At 45.6% G+C, this 18,452-nt stretch carries 10 protein-coding genes; 6 read left to right on the top strand and 4 right to left on the bottom strand.

What is annotated here, in order from left to right; all coding sequences use genetic code 11:
- Nucleotides 1-15 precede the first annotated feature (15 nt).
- The 3 genes from OH461_RS17460 (at nucleotide 16) to OH461_RS17450 (ending at nucleotide 10,993) form a co-directional block, all read left to right on the top strand.
- On the top strand, nucleotides 16-9,000 hold the full coding sequence (locus OH461_RS17460) for a T1SS-143 repeat domain-containing protein (RefSeq protein ID WP_270021831.1): 8,985 nt from the start codon (nucleotides 16-18) through the stop codon (nucleotides 8,998-9,000).
- Between the two features lie 170 nt (nucleotides 9,001-9,170).
- On the top strand, nucleotides 9,171-9,569 hold the full coding sequence (locus tag OH461_RS17455; protein WP_270021830.1) for a hypothetical protein: 399 nt from the start codon (nucleotides 9,171-9,173) through the stop codon (nucleotides 9,567-9,569).
- Nucleotides 9,570-9,685: 116 nt separating this feature from the next.
- Nucleotides 9,686-10,993, top strand: coding sequence for a peptidoglycan DD-metalloendopeptidase family protein (locus OH461_RS17450; RefSeq protein ID WP_270021829.1), 1,308 nt, complete (start codon nucleotides 9,686-9,688; stop codon nucleotides 10,991-10,993).
- A gap of 76 nt (nucleotides 10,994-11,069) precedes the next feature.
- On the opposite strand, the gene OH461_RS17445 is transcribed toward OH461_RS17450, so the two are convergent.
- A complete protein-coding gene (locus OH461_RS17445; RefSeq protein ID WP_270021828.1) occupies nucleotides 11,070-12,398 on the bottom strand; it encodes an anaerobic C4-dicarboxylate transporter in 1,329 nt (442 codons plus the stop codon).
- A 226-nt stretch (nucleotides 12,399-12,624) separates the two neighbouring features.
- Nucleotides 12,625-13,236: a TetR/AcrR family transcriptional regulator gene (locus OH461_RS17440; protein ID WP_270021827.1), complete on the bottom strand. Its 612-nt coding sequence runs from the start codon at nucleotides 13,234-13,236 to the stop codon at nucleotides 12,625-12,627.
- A gap of 109 nt (nucleotides 13,237-13,345) precedes the next feature.
- Between OH461_RS17440 and OH461_RS17435 the strand changes: the two genes are divergently transcribed.
- Nucleotides 13,346-14,506: an MBL fold metallo-hydrolase gene (locus tag OH461_RS17435; RefSeq protein ID WP_270021826.1), complete on the top strand. Its 1,161-nt coding sequence runs from the start codon at nucleotides 13,346-13,348 to the stop codon at nucleotides 14,504-14,506.
- Nucleotides 14,507-14,645: 139 nt separating this feature from the next.
- Nucleotides 14,646-15,893 (top strand): MDR family MFS transporter, encoded by a 1,248-nt coding sequence (locus OH461_RS17430; RefSeq protein ID WP_270021825.1) that lies wholly within the window; start codon nucleotides 14,646-14,648, stop codon nucleotides 15,891-15,893.
- A gap of 39 nt (nucleotides 15,894-15,932) precedes the next feature.
- On the opposite strand, the gene OH461_RS17425 is transcribed toward OH461_RS17430, so the two are convergent.
- Entirely contained in the window at nucleotides 15,933-17,030 is a 1,098-nt protein-coding gene (locus OH461_RS17425) for a mechanosensitive ion channel family protein (RefSeq protein ID WP_270021836.1), read from the bottom strand.
- Nucleotides 17,031-17,105: 75 nt separating this feature from the next.
- Entirely contained in the window at nucleotides 17,106-17,528 is a 423-nt protein-coding gene (locus OH461_RS17420; RefSeq protein WP_443088474.1) for a DUF2850 domain-containing protein, read from the bottom strand.
- Between the two features lie 524 nt (nucleotides 17,529-18,052).
- On the opposite strand from OH461_RS17420, the gene ppnP reads away from it, so the two are divergent.
- Nucleotides 18,053-18,334, top strand: coding sequence for a pyrimidine/purine nucleoside phosphorylase (gene ppnP, locus OH461_RS17415; RefSeq protein ID WP_270021834.1), 282 nt, complete (start codon nucleotides 18,053-18,055; stop codon nucleotides 18,332-18,334).
- Nucleotides 18,335-18,452 lie beyond the last annotated feature (118 nt).

Raw genomic sequence — 18,452 nt, 5'->3', positions numbered from 1 at the left:
GTTGATGATGTGCCCGTGATTGACACGGTAGAAGCACTCGCGGTAGACGAAGATGATTTAGTGGGTGGCACAAACCAAGGTGGCGATCCTCTGTTTGATACCGGCAGCTTTGGTACAACGCAAGGCGCTGACCAAGTGGTGGAGTACAAGATTGACCCAGCCACCAACCCCGTTGCTGGGCTGGAATCGCAAGGCGTGGCCATTACCCTTGGTGCGCCAACCACAGACAGCGATAACAACCACACCTATGTGGCTAAAGCAGGCAGCGTGGAAGTCTTCATCCTGACTTTAAACGCGGATGGCAGCTACCGCTTTGACCTTAAAGCGCCCATTGACCATGCGACAGGTGAAGACAGCAAAGATCTCACCTTCAAGGTATTAGCCGAAGATTTTGATGGCGATACAGCCAGTAAAGACCTGCTCGTTACATTGACTGACGATGCGCCAGTGCTAAATAGCTTTAATGGTGATCAAATAGTTGATGAAGACGATATTGCTATCGTTGGGTCTGATCCAGATAAAGAGCTCACCACCGTTGGGGGGGTATTTGATCTCGATGCGGGTGCGGATGGCTTAAAAGCATTTTCTATCGCAAATGATGCAACGGTGCTTGATGGGCTTAAATCAGGTAATGAGGCGTTAGAGTGGGCAACGACGACAACAGTCGGTGATGTCATTACTTATACGGCGCAAACAGAAGTTGGCAAAGAGCCAGTGTTTACCATGGTATTTAATACTAACACTGAGCGTTACGACTTCACTTTGATTAAAGCCTTAGACCACCCAGATGGGCAATTAGAAAATACATTACCGATAAACTTCCAAATTTCAGTGATCGATTTTGATAACGATGAGAGTAATGCGATTCCTCTGCCAATCACGATTGTTGATGACATCCCTCAGCTAATCAGTGCGGAGCGCTTGGAGGTCTTGGAAGATGACTTAACAGCGGGTTCTAGCCCTAATCCGACGGCCTTGGTTGACCAAGGAAGCTTCACACGAGTAGAAGGTGCGGATTCCATTGTTAAATATGCGCTCGATCCTACTGGCTCGCCTTTAACCGGTTTAAAATCTGGTGGCGTAGATGTGGTGTTTGACCCTGTAACGATAGATCCAGCAACTAACCAGCATACTTACATTGCCAAAGCGGGCGCAGTTCCTGTCTTTGAGCTGATATTCAAAGCAGATGGTACTTATACTTTTGAGCTACTTGCTCCCATTGATCACGAACTCAACTCTGACCTGAAAACATTGACGTTTGATGTTGTCGCCACGGACTTTGATGGCGATACCAGTGATACAACGTTATCAGTGGATATTCGTGACGACCACCCAGCTTTAACTGGCTTTACTGGTGATACAAGAGTTGATGAAGATGACTTGGCGAATGGCTCAGATCGCCGTAAAGAAAGCACCACCGTTGATGGTAATTTCACGGTTGAAGAAGGCGCTGACGGCATTGATGAGTATCAGATCGTAAACTTAGCGACAGTGCTAAATGGTTTGCAATCTGATGATCAAGATTTGGTCTGGGATACGGTCGTTACGAATGGTTCTATAGTGACTCATACCGCAGTCACAGAGACGGATGGCGACCCAGTCTTTACCATGGTATTTGATAGCGACAACAACACCTACGCGTTTACATTGTTGCAGCCACTGGATCACCAAGATGGTCAAAACCAAAATCTTCAAGCGATAGATTTCCAAATTAAAGCGGTAGACTTTGATAAAGACGATACAGCGGCTATTCCTCTTTCAATTCAGGTGGTTGACGATATTCCTGTTACTCGGAATCGCACCTTAACTTTTACCGAAGGTGATAACGCTCGAGGCAGTAACGTATTAGTTCGTCCGGGAGCGGACGGTGCCGAAGTCACGCTTGTTGAAGGTAATGATACCGCCAATGGTTCTATTCGTTTTGAGTTGTTGAGTGATGGAATCAACGGATCGACTGGCGACATTGTTGATAGCTTGAACTTTGTCGATGATCCGACTCAGCCATTTACAGGCGGTGACCGAATTACGGTGAAGGTGGTTGAGACCATCTATGACAATGCAGGCAATCCAGTCTCAAATATTGAGCTAGGTACGTTGCAAGTTCGTCCTCAAGCAGGTGAACGAGGACGATTCATCTTTGAACCGGTTGATAACCTCGCGCAAGACGGTGATCGCTTTACCTTCCAGTTAGCAGTCAAAGTGACTGATGGTGATTACGATGTTCGTAATCGCACGGTCACCATTAATATCGATGACAAAGAAGCAGAAATCACTCAATCGGAAGTCGTGAGCTTTGAAGATTCTGGTCGAGTTGGCGGTTTGGACTTTGATCCTGCGATAACTAATAGCAACAGTTTTGACAATCAAGGGGGATTGCAAGTTACGCCGTCACAAGTTGTGTTGACCGTTAACCTCTTCGATTTAGATAATGGAGAGCAGCTTGGCGATATTACCGTTGCAGCCGGCACACATAACGGGACTTTCTATTACCTTGATGGCTCGACTTACAGAGAGTTGTCAGCTCAACCTGATGGCAGCGTTGTTTTAGATGCGGCCAACGTTGTACAAACCATCGATACTGCTACCCAAATCGCAACGCTCGATAACTTGTACTTTGTACCCGATCGTCACTATTCATCGAGCAGCAGTGGTTTTACCTTGCCAATTACTGTTCAAGTGCTGAACACGGATGGTGCTGATCACGATGTTAACGGTACGTTGAACCTAGAAGTGAAAGCCGTAGTAGATATTGCTGAATGGCAAGATGCGGACAATCAATACACCTATACCGTTAAAGAAGATCTTGGTAATGCGATTTTAGATATTGAAGCGACAACGCAAGATATCAGCAACCCAGAAGCCATTACTTATCGTTTAGAAGTGACTGCGGGCTTAGGGAAGTTTGTATTGGTGGATGGTCAAGGTCAAGTCATAGACCCAGATCCAGCGACAGGGCATTATTTGATAGATGCTGCCGATATTGGTGATGTGCAAGTTGATCCTATCGATCAGTTCTCTGGCTATATTACCTTTAACGCAGTGGCGCTGACTCAAGAGGCCGACAATTGGGCGACCAATAAACAAGTAGCTGAATCAGCCCCGAGAGAGCTAATCATCAATGTTAGGCCAGATGCTGACCAAGGCTCACTCAGCGTGAAGCGAATTAGCATTTTTGAAGACAATGCGAAAACTCAAGATGCGATCGATCCTAATGACCCAGCGCAGCATGAACATTTCACGCTAGATAAGGTAATCACGCTGGGCACAACGGTCGATATTGACGCGCCAAACGACGATTCTGAAACTCAGTTTGTCCGTATCAGCAATTTCACCAATGAAGATGGCACGCCACTCGATGACTCTGCTCAGTTTGGCTATAAAGTTCGATGGGTGGGGAGTGATCCTGAACCCGCGGATGCGATTGTAGAAGTATCCCCTGGAGTCTTTGACATCCTTGAATCGGCACTGCCTTTTGTTGAGGTTCAGCCTCCACTACATAGTAACGATGACTTCACCTTCGATGTCGAGGGCTTTGTAAAAGATGTCGCGACGTTAGAAGATGGCTCAGTGGATGAAAGTATCTTGTCTATGGGGGCCGCTAAGACAGTTAACGTCGCAGTAAAAGGTGTTGCGGATATTCCTTATATTCCGTTAGACACGGTTCCGGAAGTGCCTGCTGCTGGTGCCGTTAAAGGTACGTGGTATCAATACGATGATGGCACAGGGCTAGTTGGTGTTCAGGCGGTTATCAACGAAAGCACAGATATTGAAATTAATTTTGCCGTGCTCTCTGGCGAAGAAGAGCAAGGCGTATTTGATGGCTCTGAAACTTTATCGGTCTTATTGTTCAACATCCCTGCTGGGGTCGAACTGAAAGACGAAAACGGCGGCACTATTGACCTTGTCTACACAGGCGAAGTCGGTGGAATGCCCGTTTATCAAGCCAATATTACCGAAGCGGGTTACCAATCGGGTATTACGATTGTTCCGGATAAGCACTCGACTGATGACTTTGAAATACAAGCTAAAGTCGTGGTGACCGAAGATGATGGTCATGTGCGCGAGGTGACTGGCGTCATCAAAGTGGATGTTGAACCTGTGATAGAGATGGGCGGGGACAACAATACCTTTAGTCGCTCATCAACCGGCAATGAAGATAGCTTCATTCGTTTACCTTGGGAAGCGACTGGCAATACCAACGATCCAGACAGCACCGCAACAGCGAATGGCAGAGATTTTGAGTTCGTTACCGAAATCAGCATTTCAAACTTCCCTGACGGGGTCGACATTCGTCTCGGCAATAGCGATGTGGTGGTCATCGATGGTGTATTGCAGCCGGGTTACCCGGATGTCAGTTACGCCAATGGTGTTTTGACCATCTCTGGATTGGATCAGAATAGCCCTGCGCCGCAGATCTATGTTAAACCACCAGAAGACTCAAGTACCGATATCATTCATCAAGACCCAGATGATCCAAGTTACGTATTCCAAGCTAAGTTGAATGTGCGTGAGATTGATGAAGATGACCCAACGTTGATCGAAAACACCACAGTAACAGGTAACTTAAGTGTGTTCGTACGTCCAACAGTTGAAACGGATGCAGATTTAAGTGTGACTGATCAAGCTGGTAATACGGTAACTTCGGTTGAAGACTTTAATGGGACGAACGTTGACGGAAAAATTAACTTCACCATTAATCATTCGACTGGCGGACAAAGTGATGCCAACATTATCGTGTTTGAAGATTTGGACCCGAGCTCTGTAGAAGAAGTCGATCAAATCGTGGTGCGCTTTATCAATATTCCAGATGCTGACTTACAGCAAGTTATGGATGAGATTATTGTCATCGGTGGGGTAAACAATGGTGATGGTTCATGGACGATCACGTCAGAGCAAGATTTCAGTATTGTCGCACCTGAAGGGTTGAAATACCCCGATGCCAGTGCTTCGGAAAATACCATCCGAATAGAGATTGTGGCAGAAGCGGTCGACCGTGGTGATGAAGGGGAAGGCAGTGCGCCAAGAGAAGTGAGAACCGAGCTTGATATCACCTTCCCACATACGATTACCACTGTCTCTAGTATCGCAGCAGAGATCGAGCTTATAGACCCAGCGAATGCTATTGTCGTAGGGACAGAAGACAACCGATTTGATGTAAGTTCGCAGCTTAATAATCTGCTACGCGTGAAATCTGGTACTGGTGATTTGATTCCTGATCAGGTAACGATAGTCATTGATTCGCGTGATATTCCAGCTGAGGTTACTGGGGTGTCAATTGGCCAAGGGCCAGGCGCGGCAAACTATGAGTATGACTTTGCCAATGAACTGCATCTATTCAAAGCTGAAGTAAACAGCAATGGTGATTTGGTGATACCAAGCGGCTTAGAGTTTCTGATGCCAACGGATTACGCTGGTGACTTTATATTGCCAATACGAGTGGTCACCACAGATACTCAATCCGGTGATGAGAATCTTGCGCTTGATCCGATGGATCCAAGCAGCGGTAAAATAGAGATTAAGTTTGCGGTGTCACCATTGGTGGATGTTCCCGGGGCGCCGAATGGCGACGGGGATGCACAGCCGGGTGATAATGATGTAACCCCTGACTTCTCAATCAGTGCAAGCTCGGTTGACCCAACAACAGGCGCGACGCTAGATGCCAATGCGCTCGAAGATAACCTGATTAAGCTGAATCTCGATATTGGCTTAGTCGATGATCTTAATGCCGCAAATCAAGGCAGAGAAACGCTGACCAAAGTTGAGATAGAACTGGTTGATCCAACCGTTGGTAAGTTTGTCGATAGTAATGGTCAAGATATCGCGGGCGTGACGAACAAGCTGGTTCTCGATTTCAGTGACCCTGCCGATATTCAGACAGCCTTGCAAAACATTCATTTTCTGCCGACGGAAAATTACCCGACAGGCAACAATAACAATAATGTCGCGTTAAAAGTGACTGGTACCGTTACCGATACCACAGTCTTTGATGATACTGGCATTACATCGGTGCCAAACCAGCAGGCTGACAAGCAGTTTGTTACAGAGATGTCGTTTAAAGTCATCCCAGTCTTGGATTCTATTGTTGCGCCTCAATCAGGTTCAGTGACTGTCGTTGGAGATGAAGACACAGACATCGAGCTGAAAACAGGCAGTGGAGGTTTAGAAATTGCGCTGACCGACACTGATGGCTCAGAAGTGTTTATTTCGGCCAAACTAACCGGTGTACCTGAAAACTTCCTTGTAGATAGCACTTCAGGTGATTTTGTTGTGAAAAACAATGGCGGTGGTGAGTGGAGCATTCAATTGACTGACCCATCGATCACTACCATCGATTTATCATCAATCACCATCACACCAGCGCAACACTTCAGTGGTCGAGCTGATATTAATATTGAGGTGTTCACTCAAGAGCAGCTGCTAGGCGTGCCAACACCTCACACCGGTCAGTTTAGTATCGAAGTTCGCCCTAAAGGAGACGTTGTCGATGCTGATCCAGTTGCATCTGTGGATGGTATTGAAGGAGAAAATGTTGATATCACCATTAATGCTAGCGTGATAGATACCGTTGATTTACTGCCGGGTGAGCCAACAGAAGACCAGCCAGAGACCTTGTTAGTCACAGTAGAGAACGTGCCTGATGGTGCGACTATTTTTGCCAGTGACGGAGTGACCCCTGCGGTTAACTTAGGCGGGGGGATATGGCAGCTAGAAGTGAATGCGCAAAGCATTGATAAGATAGTGTTTAACTCGGGCGAACAAAATGCAGGTACTTGGAATACAGATAGCCTGAAGATTAAAGTTCAGTCGGTTGATACCGATTACAATGGCGTTAAAGACTTAGGGCCAATTAATGAATTCGACGTAGCGGTGAACATACAGGCCATTAATGATCGACCTGAATTCGCGGGTATCGCTGATCTTACCACCGCGGAAGATACCATCGTTGATGTGAAAGGCTTTACGATTAGCGATATCGACTCAAGCTTAGACGATCCAGCTGCGGTTTATACACTGACGTTAACCGTTGATGCAGGTACGTTGTCATTTGATTCTGGTATCGCAGGCAATATGGGTATCACTTCGGTGACCTTAGACCCATCTAATCTAACGGTGACTATTTTAGGAACGGTAGATGCCATCAATACCGCGATCGGTCAAGGGCTAGTGCAATATACGCCAGTGGCAGACAGCAACAATTTGGTGGATACCGATGGGGTACAAGTGACGGCAGTGGTGAATGATGGCGGCAATATTGGTTTGGTTGATCCTGCTGATATTACCACTTCAAACACCAATCAAGCTCAGTTTGTGATCAATGTGACTGAAGTGAACGATCAGCCGACAGCAGAGAATGTCGACCTTGGGACTGTTGTGGAAGATGGTTCTATTCAAATCGCACCAAGCGATTTGATTGGGCCGGGATTAAGCTTTGATCCTGAAGGGCATAACCTCACCATAACCTCAATGAGTGTTCCTGCATCTCAAGGAACAGTGACCCTTAATCCTGATGGCATCACATGGACATTTGAGCCGGCACCAGACTTCAATGGTGATGTGACGATCACTTATCAAATTACCGATGATGGCACGACCAATGGTGCGCCGATGCCACTCTCTGATACCGGTGAAATATCCCTGACAGTCACTGGTTTGAACGACCAACCGTTTATTGATGATAGCGCCGCAACATCAATCATTGATGAAGCCGCAATGCAACCAATTAACGGTATTGTCGTCAGCGATATTGACTATGTCGGCACCTACAGTGATGATCTGATGACGGTAACGTTAACCAGCAGTTATGGTGATCTGTCTATCGCCTCTATCCCTGCGGGTTCAACCGTTACCGCTAACCCAGCCAGCGGGGCAAGTATTACACTGACAGGGACGCTGGCGGATCTGAATGCGTTACTTGATAATCCAGCAGCAGGACAAGGTGTCATGTTGGATGCGCGTTTTGCTCCGACCAATCAAATTACTCTTGATATTACGGCGTTGGACTCAGGTAACCCATCTGGTATTGCGATGAGTTACAACACATCGCATAACGTTACGGTGAATCCAATTGCAAACGCACCGACTTTATCGCTACAGCCAAATTTTGATTATGTGAAAAACATTTCTGCCAACATGACGGCAAGTAGTAATGGCATTGCGCTAGCAGGTCTAGTGGCAGCGTTAACTGACGTAAACGAAATTCTGACCATAGAGCTGACGGACTTACCTATTGGGGCATACATTGAAACGGCTTCTGGTGTGGTCACCCCATCTGGGGCGACTTGGTCAGTGCCAGTCAGTGACATCGACTCCATCAGTTTGGTTAATGCTGGCACAGGTGATCACACCATTAAGGTGGCGGCAGTGTCTACCGAATCAGATGGTAGCTTTGCCAAATCGGCTGAATTACAGCTTAACGTTTCTGTCTCGCCTGATGGCAGTGATATTGACCAATCGTTAGCCACCGATGATGTCCAACTTATTGCTGGTGACATTGCGGTCGAACTGCAAGGTGGTGCAGGCAACGATCTCATTCAAGGCGGCCCACAAGGTGATGAGCTTATTGGTGGCGCTGGCGATGACACCATCATTGCTGGCGGTGCGGGCGTTGGTGAGTTCAACATTATTGAAGGTGGATTAGGTTCGGATATTCTAACTGGTGGTACAGGACAAGATATTTTTGTTTGGCATGAGATTGACCCCAACAAAGAAGACACCATTACGTCGTTCACTGTGCATGAAGATAAAATTGATTTGCGCGACGTGCTGCCTGAGCTTAAATCAGCCAGTGTCGATGTGACTGACCTGCTCGATAATATTGTTGCGACAGTTAAAAATGATGATTTGGAACTGACGATTCACCCGAGTGGGTTGGGCACAGGGGATGAGCAAACCATTGTGGTTGAAAATCTAGCCCAAGACTTAACGTTGGATATCAATCAGTCTCAAACGCAAATCATCTCTACATTGATTAACGAGAATGTCTTCTTACATGACACTTAATTGATATTTGTTAGTTCAGTTCAAATTCAGAGCAGCCTAAGACATCGTCTAGGCTGCTTTTTTGTGAGTTCAGCTTCAGCGATTAAAGTTTAGAGGCAGTGCGAAGTTAGGGTTTAGTGGTGCTATGTTAGGCTAGAAAATCACCAATCATCTCCAAAGGAATGGAAAGAATGCTCGTTCAAACAATGCGCTTGGGTTTGCTGTTATTGTTTGGTTGCCATGGCGCTTTTGCGGCGGAAGCTGAGCTGACGAACAATAGCTTTCAACGTTATTTTGCGCAAACACGCGCGTGTTTATCCTCGTCGAACTATGCGCAATGCTTGCCAAATTACTTACAGGACACGATTCGACGTCCAGCAGACAACGTTACTCAGCAGGCATTCATTCAACAGTTGCAAGTAAAGCCTGAGCTGCGAAAGCAATTTAAAGACTGTTTTTCAATTGAGGCACAGGTGGCACTGCGCTCCACAAATCATATTGTGTTTGTAAACAAACAGATGGCTTGCAGTGCAACGCGGATTGATGAGCGCTGGTTATTAGAACAGTTTTATCACTTTTACGCTGATTAAAGCGCATTCTCAGTAGTGAGTGCGCCTTTAATACAAACAGACTTTTAACTTTTCACTGTTCATACCATTCAATTGTTATGTTATAACACTTGTTTTGAAAATTATTCTGTATTCCCATGAAACGTGTTCGACTTCTTTTAGCGGCAATCGCAATACTGGCCTTTTCTTTGGCGGCGGTTCTCTCCATTCAATCTCCTTCACCTAAGCCAGAGCCTATAACGATCAAGGTGACACCATATCAACCTGTTAAGGAGCTCTCCTTGGAGGTGGGGAATGAGCAAGGCAATGATGCAGAGCCCGCCGAACAGACCCACGTAGCACGAGTACATTACCGAGTTAAAACGGGAGATACGCTAAGTACGATTTTTTCATCTTGGGGATTGTCATATCAAACTTTGCAGCGCTTGCTAGAGGCCGATTTAGAGTCTCTAAAGCTTGATACCATTAAGCCGGGTGATAGCCTTGAGCTAGTGATCGATCGAGATCAGCAAAAGCTATTAGAACTGACTTACCATCAAAGCATCGTGGAACGCGCGGTGTTCACCCAGCGTGATGACGGTAGCTTCAATTACCAGTTTCATGAAGAGCAGGGCGAATGGAAGCAAAAACTCTATTCTGGCAAAGTATCAGGCAGCTTCTCGGTTTCAGCTTATAAGCAGGGGCTAAACCCTACCCAGATAGCCAATATTACTCGGGTACTTCGTGATAAGGTCGACTTTAAGCGAGATTTACGCTTAGGCGATGGCTTTAACGTGTTGGTCAGTGAGCAGTTTTTGGGTGATCATTTAACTGGGAATAACGAAATAAAAGCGATCTCTATTCAACGAGGACGGAAAGAGTTTGCGGCATTTCTTGCGAAAGATGGCCGTTTTTACGATCGAGATGGTAACAGTTTAGAGCAAGCATTTGACCGCTATCCAATAGCTCAAAAGTATCGTCGTATTACCTCATCATTTAACCCTAAGCGAAAACATCCAGTGACTGGAAGAGTATCGCCGCATAATGGTACTGACTTTGCGACACCGGTGGGCGCTGCTGTATATTCAACAGGAGATGGCAAGGTAATCGCGGTGCGAAACCACCCATACGCAGGTAAATATTTGGTGATTGAACACAACAGCGTATACAAAACGCGTTATCTACACCTGCATCGCTTTTTGGTGAAAAAAGGGCAACATGTTAAGCGTGGACAAAAAATTGCACTGGCGGGTGCTACAGGGCGATTAACCGGGCCACATTTGCATTATGAAGTGTTAGTTAGAAATAGGGCTGTTGATGCGATGAAAGCGGATTTACCTATGGCGACATCAATTAGTAACAAGGACAGACCGTTGTTTCTTGCAGAGGTAAAGGCGTTTGATCAACAGGTTGAAAAGGCGCAGTCCCAACAATTGGAAACTGCGGAAAGTCAGGGCGTTTCTTAGTCTTTTAAAATAAAAAGACGCTGATACCTAGCCAGTGTCAGCGTCTTATTTTTGCTGTTATCTAATGATTATCGGGTTATCCAATGATCACTTGAGCTAGGAAGTAGCCAAGAGCACAAGCGCCCACCACACCAATCAAACCAACCGACATGAATGAGTGGTTGAAGTACCACTTACCAATTTTGGTTGTGCCAGACACATCGAAGTTCACCGTAGCGATGTCTGAAGGATAGTTAGGGATAAAGAAGTAGCCGTAAACCGCTGGCATCAAACCAATCAGTAGGGCTGGTTCTAAGCCTAGACTTAAACCCACAGGTAACATCATACGTGCCGTTGCAGCTTGTGAGTTCACGACGACTGATACAATGAATAGTGCTAGTGCGAAGGTCCATGGGTACTGAGTGACCATTTCGACAATGCCAGATTTAAACTGTGGCATGGCGTATTTGAAGTAGGTGTCTGACATCCAAGCAATACCAAAGATGGCAATGGCCGCGACCATACCGGATTTGAATACCACACCATTAGGCACATCGCGTGGATCAGTCTTGGTTGCTAGCAGAATCACACCACCAAAGCAGAGCATCATCATTTGGATGATGATCGACATTTTAATTGGTTTCTCACCATCAACGATAGTACGAATCTCTGGCACCATCGCGATGATAACGATACACACAATAGAGGCTAAGAAAATCAGTACTGAGTTGCGCGCAGAGGTTGGCAACACTTCGTCAAGCGAGGTTGCTGTCGTATTCTCGATGCGTTTTTTCCACTCAGGATCTTTGAGTCTCTCTTGGTAATCCGGGTCATCTTTCAGCTCTTTACCACGTTTAAGGCTGTAAAGTGACAGTAGTAAAGTACCAAATAGCGTTGCAGGTACAGTCACCAACAAAATAGACATTAGCGTAATGGTGTGCTGAATGTCAGCTAATTGAGCAAGGTAGTACACCACCGCGGCAGAAATTGGCGAAGCGGTAATCGCTAACTGCGAGGCGACCGAAGCGGAAGCCATTGGGCGTTCGGGGCGGATGCCGTTTTTTAGCGCGACATCACCAATGATAGGCATGATTGAGTAAACGGCATGGCCTGTACCTAATAGAAAGGTCATCGAATAGGTAACAAAAGGGGCAATCAAGGTGACGCGTTTAGGGTTTTTACGTAGTAATCGCTCCGCTACTTGCAGCATGTATTTCAAACCGCCCGCTGCCTCTAAAATCGAAGCACAGGTTACAACCGCCAAAATGATCAGCATAACCGTAACAGGTGGTGAGCTCGGTGGCATCTTGAAGATGAACACCTCAATCACTAAGCCGATACCAGATACAACACCTAGGCCAATACCACCAAAGCGTGAACCGATATAGAGCATCAGTAACAAGAACAGGAATTCAAAATAGAGCATAATAACTCCTTGTTTTATGTAGGGATAAACCTATTGTTACTCTGAATTGTTTTGGATTTTTTTGCGTGCTTCACACAATAAAAATGCCAATTTATGCAATCTTGATATTCGGAACTTTACTCACGCAGAACGGTGAAAATGTAGATGGTTGGTTAGTGACAAGAGCGTAATGGGTGACCAGTGTGTTATCACACTGGTACACGAGGAAGGAATAATTTGAACTGGATCAGCGCTTGACCTGATACGCTGCAACAAAGGTGGTTACCGCATGGCTAATGGCTTCACTAAGCTGTTCACAGCTTGGGGGCGGCTGGTGGCCGAGTAGTTGAGGCCAAAACACCACGGCTTTGATGCTGCCAATGTATTGCTCTATTGCCATGGTTACGTCATCTATTTTTAGGACGTCAGCTTCAATGCCTTGTTTGACCCATTGGTGCATGCCATAACAATCTTCGATGGCGGCAAATTTCTCCATCAGAATGCGGGAAGTTTCTTGGCTACGAATGCATTCGGCCATAACCAAACGCGCCGTCACTTGGAAATCTTCTTTGTTGATGTAACACATTTGTTTGAGAGTCAACTCGGTGAGCTGCTCTGCAACTGACACAGAAGGATCGAATTTAAGCTCACATTGATCATCAAATCGGCACATGAGTGTGTCTACAATCACTTCAAATAGCGCGTCTTTATTGGGGTAGTATTTGTATAAGGTGCGCTTAGAAACACCTGCATGTTTAGAAATACCTTCCATACTCGCTTGTTCGAAGCCTTTTTGAGAAAAAACTTCAATAGCTGATTTGATGATATCTTCTTGTTTTATATCGCTTCTTTTTACCATGCTATGCTTCCACGCTAATTAAAAGTAAACGGAGGTGTTTACTTTTAATGAATCGGAATCTAAAGTATACACCATCGTTTACTTTCTTGGATAGCGAATAGGCATGAAAATGAGTAATCTTGTGAAAGCATCAGTGGTTTCTCTGTTAGGAGCCGTGGGTTTTAATCTTTACAGCCAAGCTCACCAAAGCGAAGCTAGGCAGCGTAGCCAGCAAGTTCGTGCGGAGCGTATTGCTCAGTCACCGCAATTCCATGACGGTAAAGCGATTACTCGTATGCCTAGTGTTGAGAGCCCAGAAAAGATGTCGTCAGTGATGTACAAGTTCTTTTTCGAACGGGCGAGCTATAAGCCGCAACAAGCACTGCCATTTATAGCCATTGATGAAACACGTTTCGACCAACCTCATGACGCGCCTCGAGTAACATGGTTAGGGCATTCAAGTTTATTCATCGAGCTTGATCAACAGAAGCTCTTGGTCGATCCCGTATTTGATTACGCTTCACCTTGGTTAGCGAAGAAAATGTTCTCACGTAATGTGGCTGCTCCAATTGCACGAGAGTCTTTGCCTTTACCTGATGCTATTGTGATTTCCCATGACCACTATGATCATTTAGAAGAGTCGACAGTTCGCTACTACGCCGATAAAGCGGTGCGCTTTTATGTGCCACTTGGCGTGGGTAAACACCTTGAAAGTTGGGGAGTCGATCCACAATTGGTGACCGAGTTAGACTGGTGGGAGTCTGCTCAACTGGGATCAATTCAGCTCACCGCGGCACCAGCTAATCATAACTCGGGCAGAACGGGCTTTGATTCCAACCAAACGCTTTGGGCATCGTGGGCAATCAAAGGACAGAATGGCTCATTGTTCTACAGTGGTGATAGTGCGTATGACACCCATTTTAAACAGATTGGCGAGCGTTTAGGGCCATTTGATATTGCGTTCATTGAAGTCGCAGCCAATGTAAAAGAAGACAAGGGCTACCCAGTAGAAAACTGGGGTCATATGCAGGCTAAACATACCATGCAAGCTTTTATCGACTTGGGAGCTAAGCAGCTGATGCCAGTTCATTGGTCAACCTACGAGTTGTTTGTCCACAAGTGGGACGAGCCGATGACTGATCTTATTGCTGAAGCAGAGCAAAGTGGTGCGAAATTGGTGACACCAATGGTGGGTCAGTCTTTTGAGTTAAATTCAGAGATTACCACCGCATATTGGTGGCAAGAACCGGAGATTAGCCTAGTTAATTTACAGCTAAGCTATGACAATTAGATGATGTAACTGCCTAATTTCATTTGGATTGTCCTTAAGAGCCTGCAAACGCAGGCTTTTTTGTATTGGCAGATTTATAAATACTATCTTTCTGCCTTTAGGTTCATATACTGATTGAACGTTCAGGGAGAGGTGGCTTATGGATAAAGAGCAGAGTTTATTTCAATGGCAGCGGGTTAAGCGTTTTAACATATCCGTTTGGACGGTATTTGGTGGTGTATTACTAACCCGAACCAGTTACTTCATGGCTTGGCCATTTTTGATTGTCTTCTTGTATAAAGACTATGAAGCGAGCGCAATTGAAGTCGGTGGAATGCTTGCTGCGTCCGCGCTTGTCGCCTCAATCACTGGGCTCTACTCTGGTTATTTGTCTGATAAGTTTGGTCGAAAGGTTGTCATGTTGGCTGGGTGCTTGATCGCCAGCGTGGCCTATTCCGGTATCGCGTTAGCAATCGAAATTTGGCAGTTTTACGTTTTGGTTATCCTTGCCGGTTTGATGAGGCCAATGATAGAAGCGCCATCCAAGGCGGTGATCAGTGACAGCTTACCTGACCTAAAAGATCGGGAACTGGCACTGAATATTCGTTATTTTATTATTAATCTTGGCGGTGCCGTAGGCCCTTTGATTGGCATCACTATAGGGTTGCTACACCCGCAGAGCTTGTTCTATTTCGTTGGCGCGAGTTTTCTCGGTTACGCACTGCTTACTGCCATTGGCGTAGAACGTAAAGGGCATCAGGCTCCGGACCGTTCTCAATTACCCAATTTTCGCGCAACCATGAAGGTTATCAGCCGTGACAGAATCTTCTTGCTACTGTTGATCGCTAACTTCTTGATGATGTTTATCTATGCACAGCTAGAGTCTTCGCTACCTCAGGTAATAGTGAGAACCTCACCTGACATTGCAGCGCAGATCGTGGCGGGCTTGGTATTGGTGAACACTTTGACCATAGTGATTTTCCAATTTCCGATGCTGAAATGGCTGGAGCCTTTACCGCTTTTTACCCGCACTCGTATTGGTATGGTGCTGATGGGGCTTGCGCAAGTCGGTTTTATGCTGACCCCTGCTGATTTCCCACTCGGTTGGGCGATTGCCTGTTTTGTGATTAGCTTGGGGGAGGTCATTGCTTTTCCTACCCTCAATGTTCAGATTGACCGTTTAGCGCCCCCTCACTTGCGAGGTTCCTATTTTGGTGCCGCCGCACTTTATTCGTTAGGGTTCGCAGTGGGGCCGTTAGCTGGTGGCATGATGATAGAGGCGTTCAATTCTAACTGGTTATTCCTGCTTTGCTTCATGATGTGTGTTGCGATGATTTGGCTCTATTGGATAGCTCAGCGAACGGAAGACAATGTCGATAGGGAAGAAGAGCCAGCGACTCAGAGTTAAAAAAAGGCCTACCGATTGGTAGGCTTTTTTTCAATATGATTAAGGCGTTAGGATTGCTGGTGGCTCGCCTGCATGAGTTGGGTCGAATTTAATGGTTTGGGTTGGGTAAGCGATATCAGCGCCATTTTCATGGATGATAGCCATAATCTTCAGTAATACGTCTTGTTTGACTTCGTGATAACGAATCCAGTTAACGGTTTTTGTGAAGGTATAAACCAATAGGTCGAGTGAAGACGGGCCAAACGCATTGAAATTGACGATCAGGGTTTGGTTAGCATCAATATCTGGGTGTTGCTCCAACATGGATTTGATTTGCTCGACGAGTAACGCCACTTTAGCACTGTCATCATAACGTACACCGATGTTCTCATAGATACGGCGATTGAGCATGCGCGATGGGTTTTCTACCACAATGTTACTAAACACAGAGTTTGGGATATACAAAGGGCGCTTATCAAATGTACGTACGATGGTCATTCGCCAACCGATACGTTCAACGGTACCTTCAATTTGACGATCCGGTGAACGTATCCAATCTCCTACTTTAAATGGACGGTCGAAGTAAATCATCATGCCGCCAAAAAAGTTTGAGAGTAAATCTTTCGCCGCCAAACCGACAATTAAACCACCGACACCACCAAAAGTAAGTAGGCCCGATAAGCTAAGACCAAACGCTTGCATGACTGAAAGCGTACCGATAACAATGAAGAACAATCTCGCGACCTTGGCAATCGCTTGCACTGTGGTCTCATCACGCTTTTTCTGTCCTAGTACAAACTCTTCAATATTGTTAATAAGGCGCATCGTGATCCAGACAAAGATCGCGATGATGAGGATGTGTTTAAGGGTACTTAACCAGTTGAGCTTTGAGGCGAAATTTTCTTGAAGCAGTAAGCCAAGCGAGATCGTCGCAGGCCAGCACCAGATTAAGGTACTGATTGGCGCTTTAAGTGCATGTAGCGTTAGATCATCCCATTTAAAGGGGGTGCGTCCAACCAAGGACTCTAATCGGCCAAACACTAAACGCCAGACGATCCACGCAATAAAACTAGCGGCGGTTATGAAAAGGACGTTGGTATCGGATTGTTGGAATAATGCCAAAAATTTCTCAATATTTACGTTGGCAGATTGGTTCATCATGATGTCTATTTTTATGAATTTCTAGATGATTATATACCGTAAGTGTTTGAGACGATAAAGTGAATTTGTTGATTACTTCCCATCAAAATGGTTTTTCAGAGCAGCGCGACGTTTCTTTGCAATACCACCACCTTCCATATCAATCGTGTGTTCGTAGCCTTTTTTAATAAAGCGTTGAGTTGGGCTATTGGGTTGAATTCGGCGTAGCTGAGGCGACTTAGGCGTACCTGCCATTTCATAGATGCTTGTTCCTTGTCCGGTTTGAACAAACACTTGGCTGCCATCAAACTCAAACTGAGTGGCGATCACGCGCTGGTTTTTCTGTACCCCTTGCTCATTGAGGATCAAGGTTTCAGTGTCATAGGGAGGGCTTCCAACCTCAATCCATGTGCCATAGACATGTTTAGGATGTATATAGTCTTGATAACTGACATACAAAATCGTGGAAAAAAGACCCGCTAGAGTGATTAGCAGCACACTGAAAACGACACGCACGAATCGAGAGTTCAGCGCAATCGCGGAGCGCGAAGCTCGCTTTTTTTTCGAGGAATATACTACCACTACAACCTACTCCAGTACTGCTGGTTATTAAGCGAGAAGTCGCTCAATGGATGGACAGCTTGAAAGAGTTTTACTGTTAACGCAATTGCACAAGTCGGATTTATGATCTTCTGCGCAAATTATTTTCTCAAATTCTAGTATGGCTACACGGAAGTTTTAGCGCCTGCCAAAGTTTCAAATTGTCGTCATTATAGGCTTGGGAAATGCGCGAACGAAGAAAACAAAAGATCATCCTGTACCATTGCCAGACTCCCTGATGAGTCTCGGGCTTTAATGACTTGTTTAGCCATTTGTTTTGTAAGCTTAACTCTCGCTTAATGCATAGTATTGGCCTGTTTATCAAGTCTGTGGTGTTTTCGCTTGTTGCTTGTCGAAATTTGGGATACAACAGAGTGCGCTGAAAATGACGCAAAGAGCGCTTTCAGCCAAAAACGATTTAAGTTAGCCCAAGGAAGAAAATAATGAAGCACAACGTTTATTTTGAAGGAAACGTGCAGTCACTAGGATTTAGCCAACAAAGTGATGAGTCTAGCATTGGTGTGATGGCGCCAGGCGAATACACGTTTGGAACATCAGCACCTGAGAAGATGACGGTAGTAAAAGGTGCATTAGTGGTGAAAAGAGAAGGCGAGGCAGATTGGATCACCTATCGTGATGGTGAGTCATTTAATGTTACGGGTAATTCCTCGTTTGACCTAAAAGTTGAGTTAGCCACGGCTTATCTATGTGAATATTTGTAGTCAAACAATACGTTTAGACTGATGTGAAGCGCACTCCAATTGGAGTGCGTTTTTTGTTGTGTGAGCAAATCGAGCGTTGAATACGCCCCCTTTAAAAGGTAGATGACGTGCTAGATTT

It is taken from the genome of Vibrio sp. LaRot3 (genome assembly GCF_027587025.1).
Taxonomy (GTDB): domain Bacteria; phylum Pseudomonadota; class Gammaproteobacteria; order Enterobacterales; family Vibrionaceae; genus Vibrio.
This window is presented reverse-complemented; position numbering and strand designations above follow the sequence as displayed.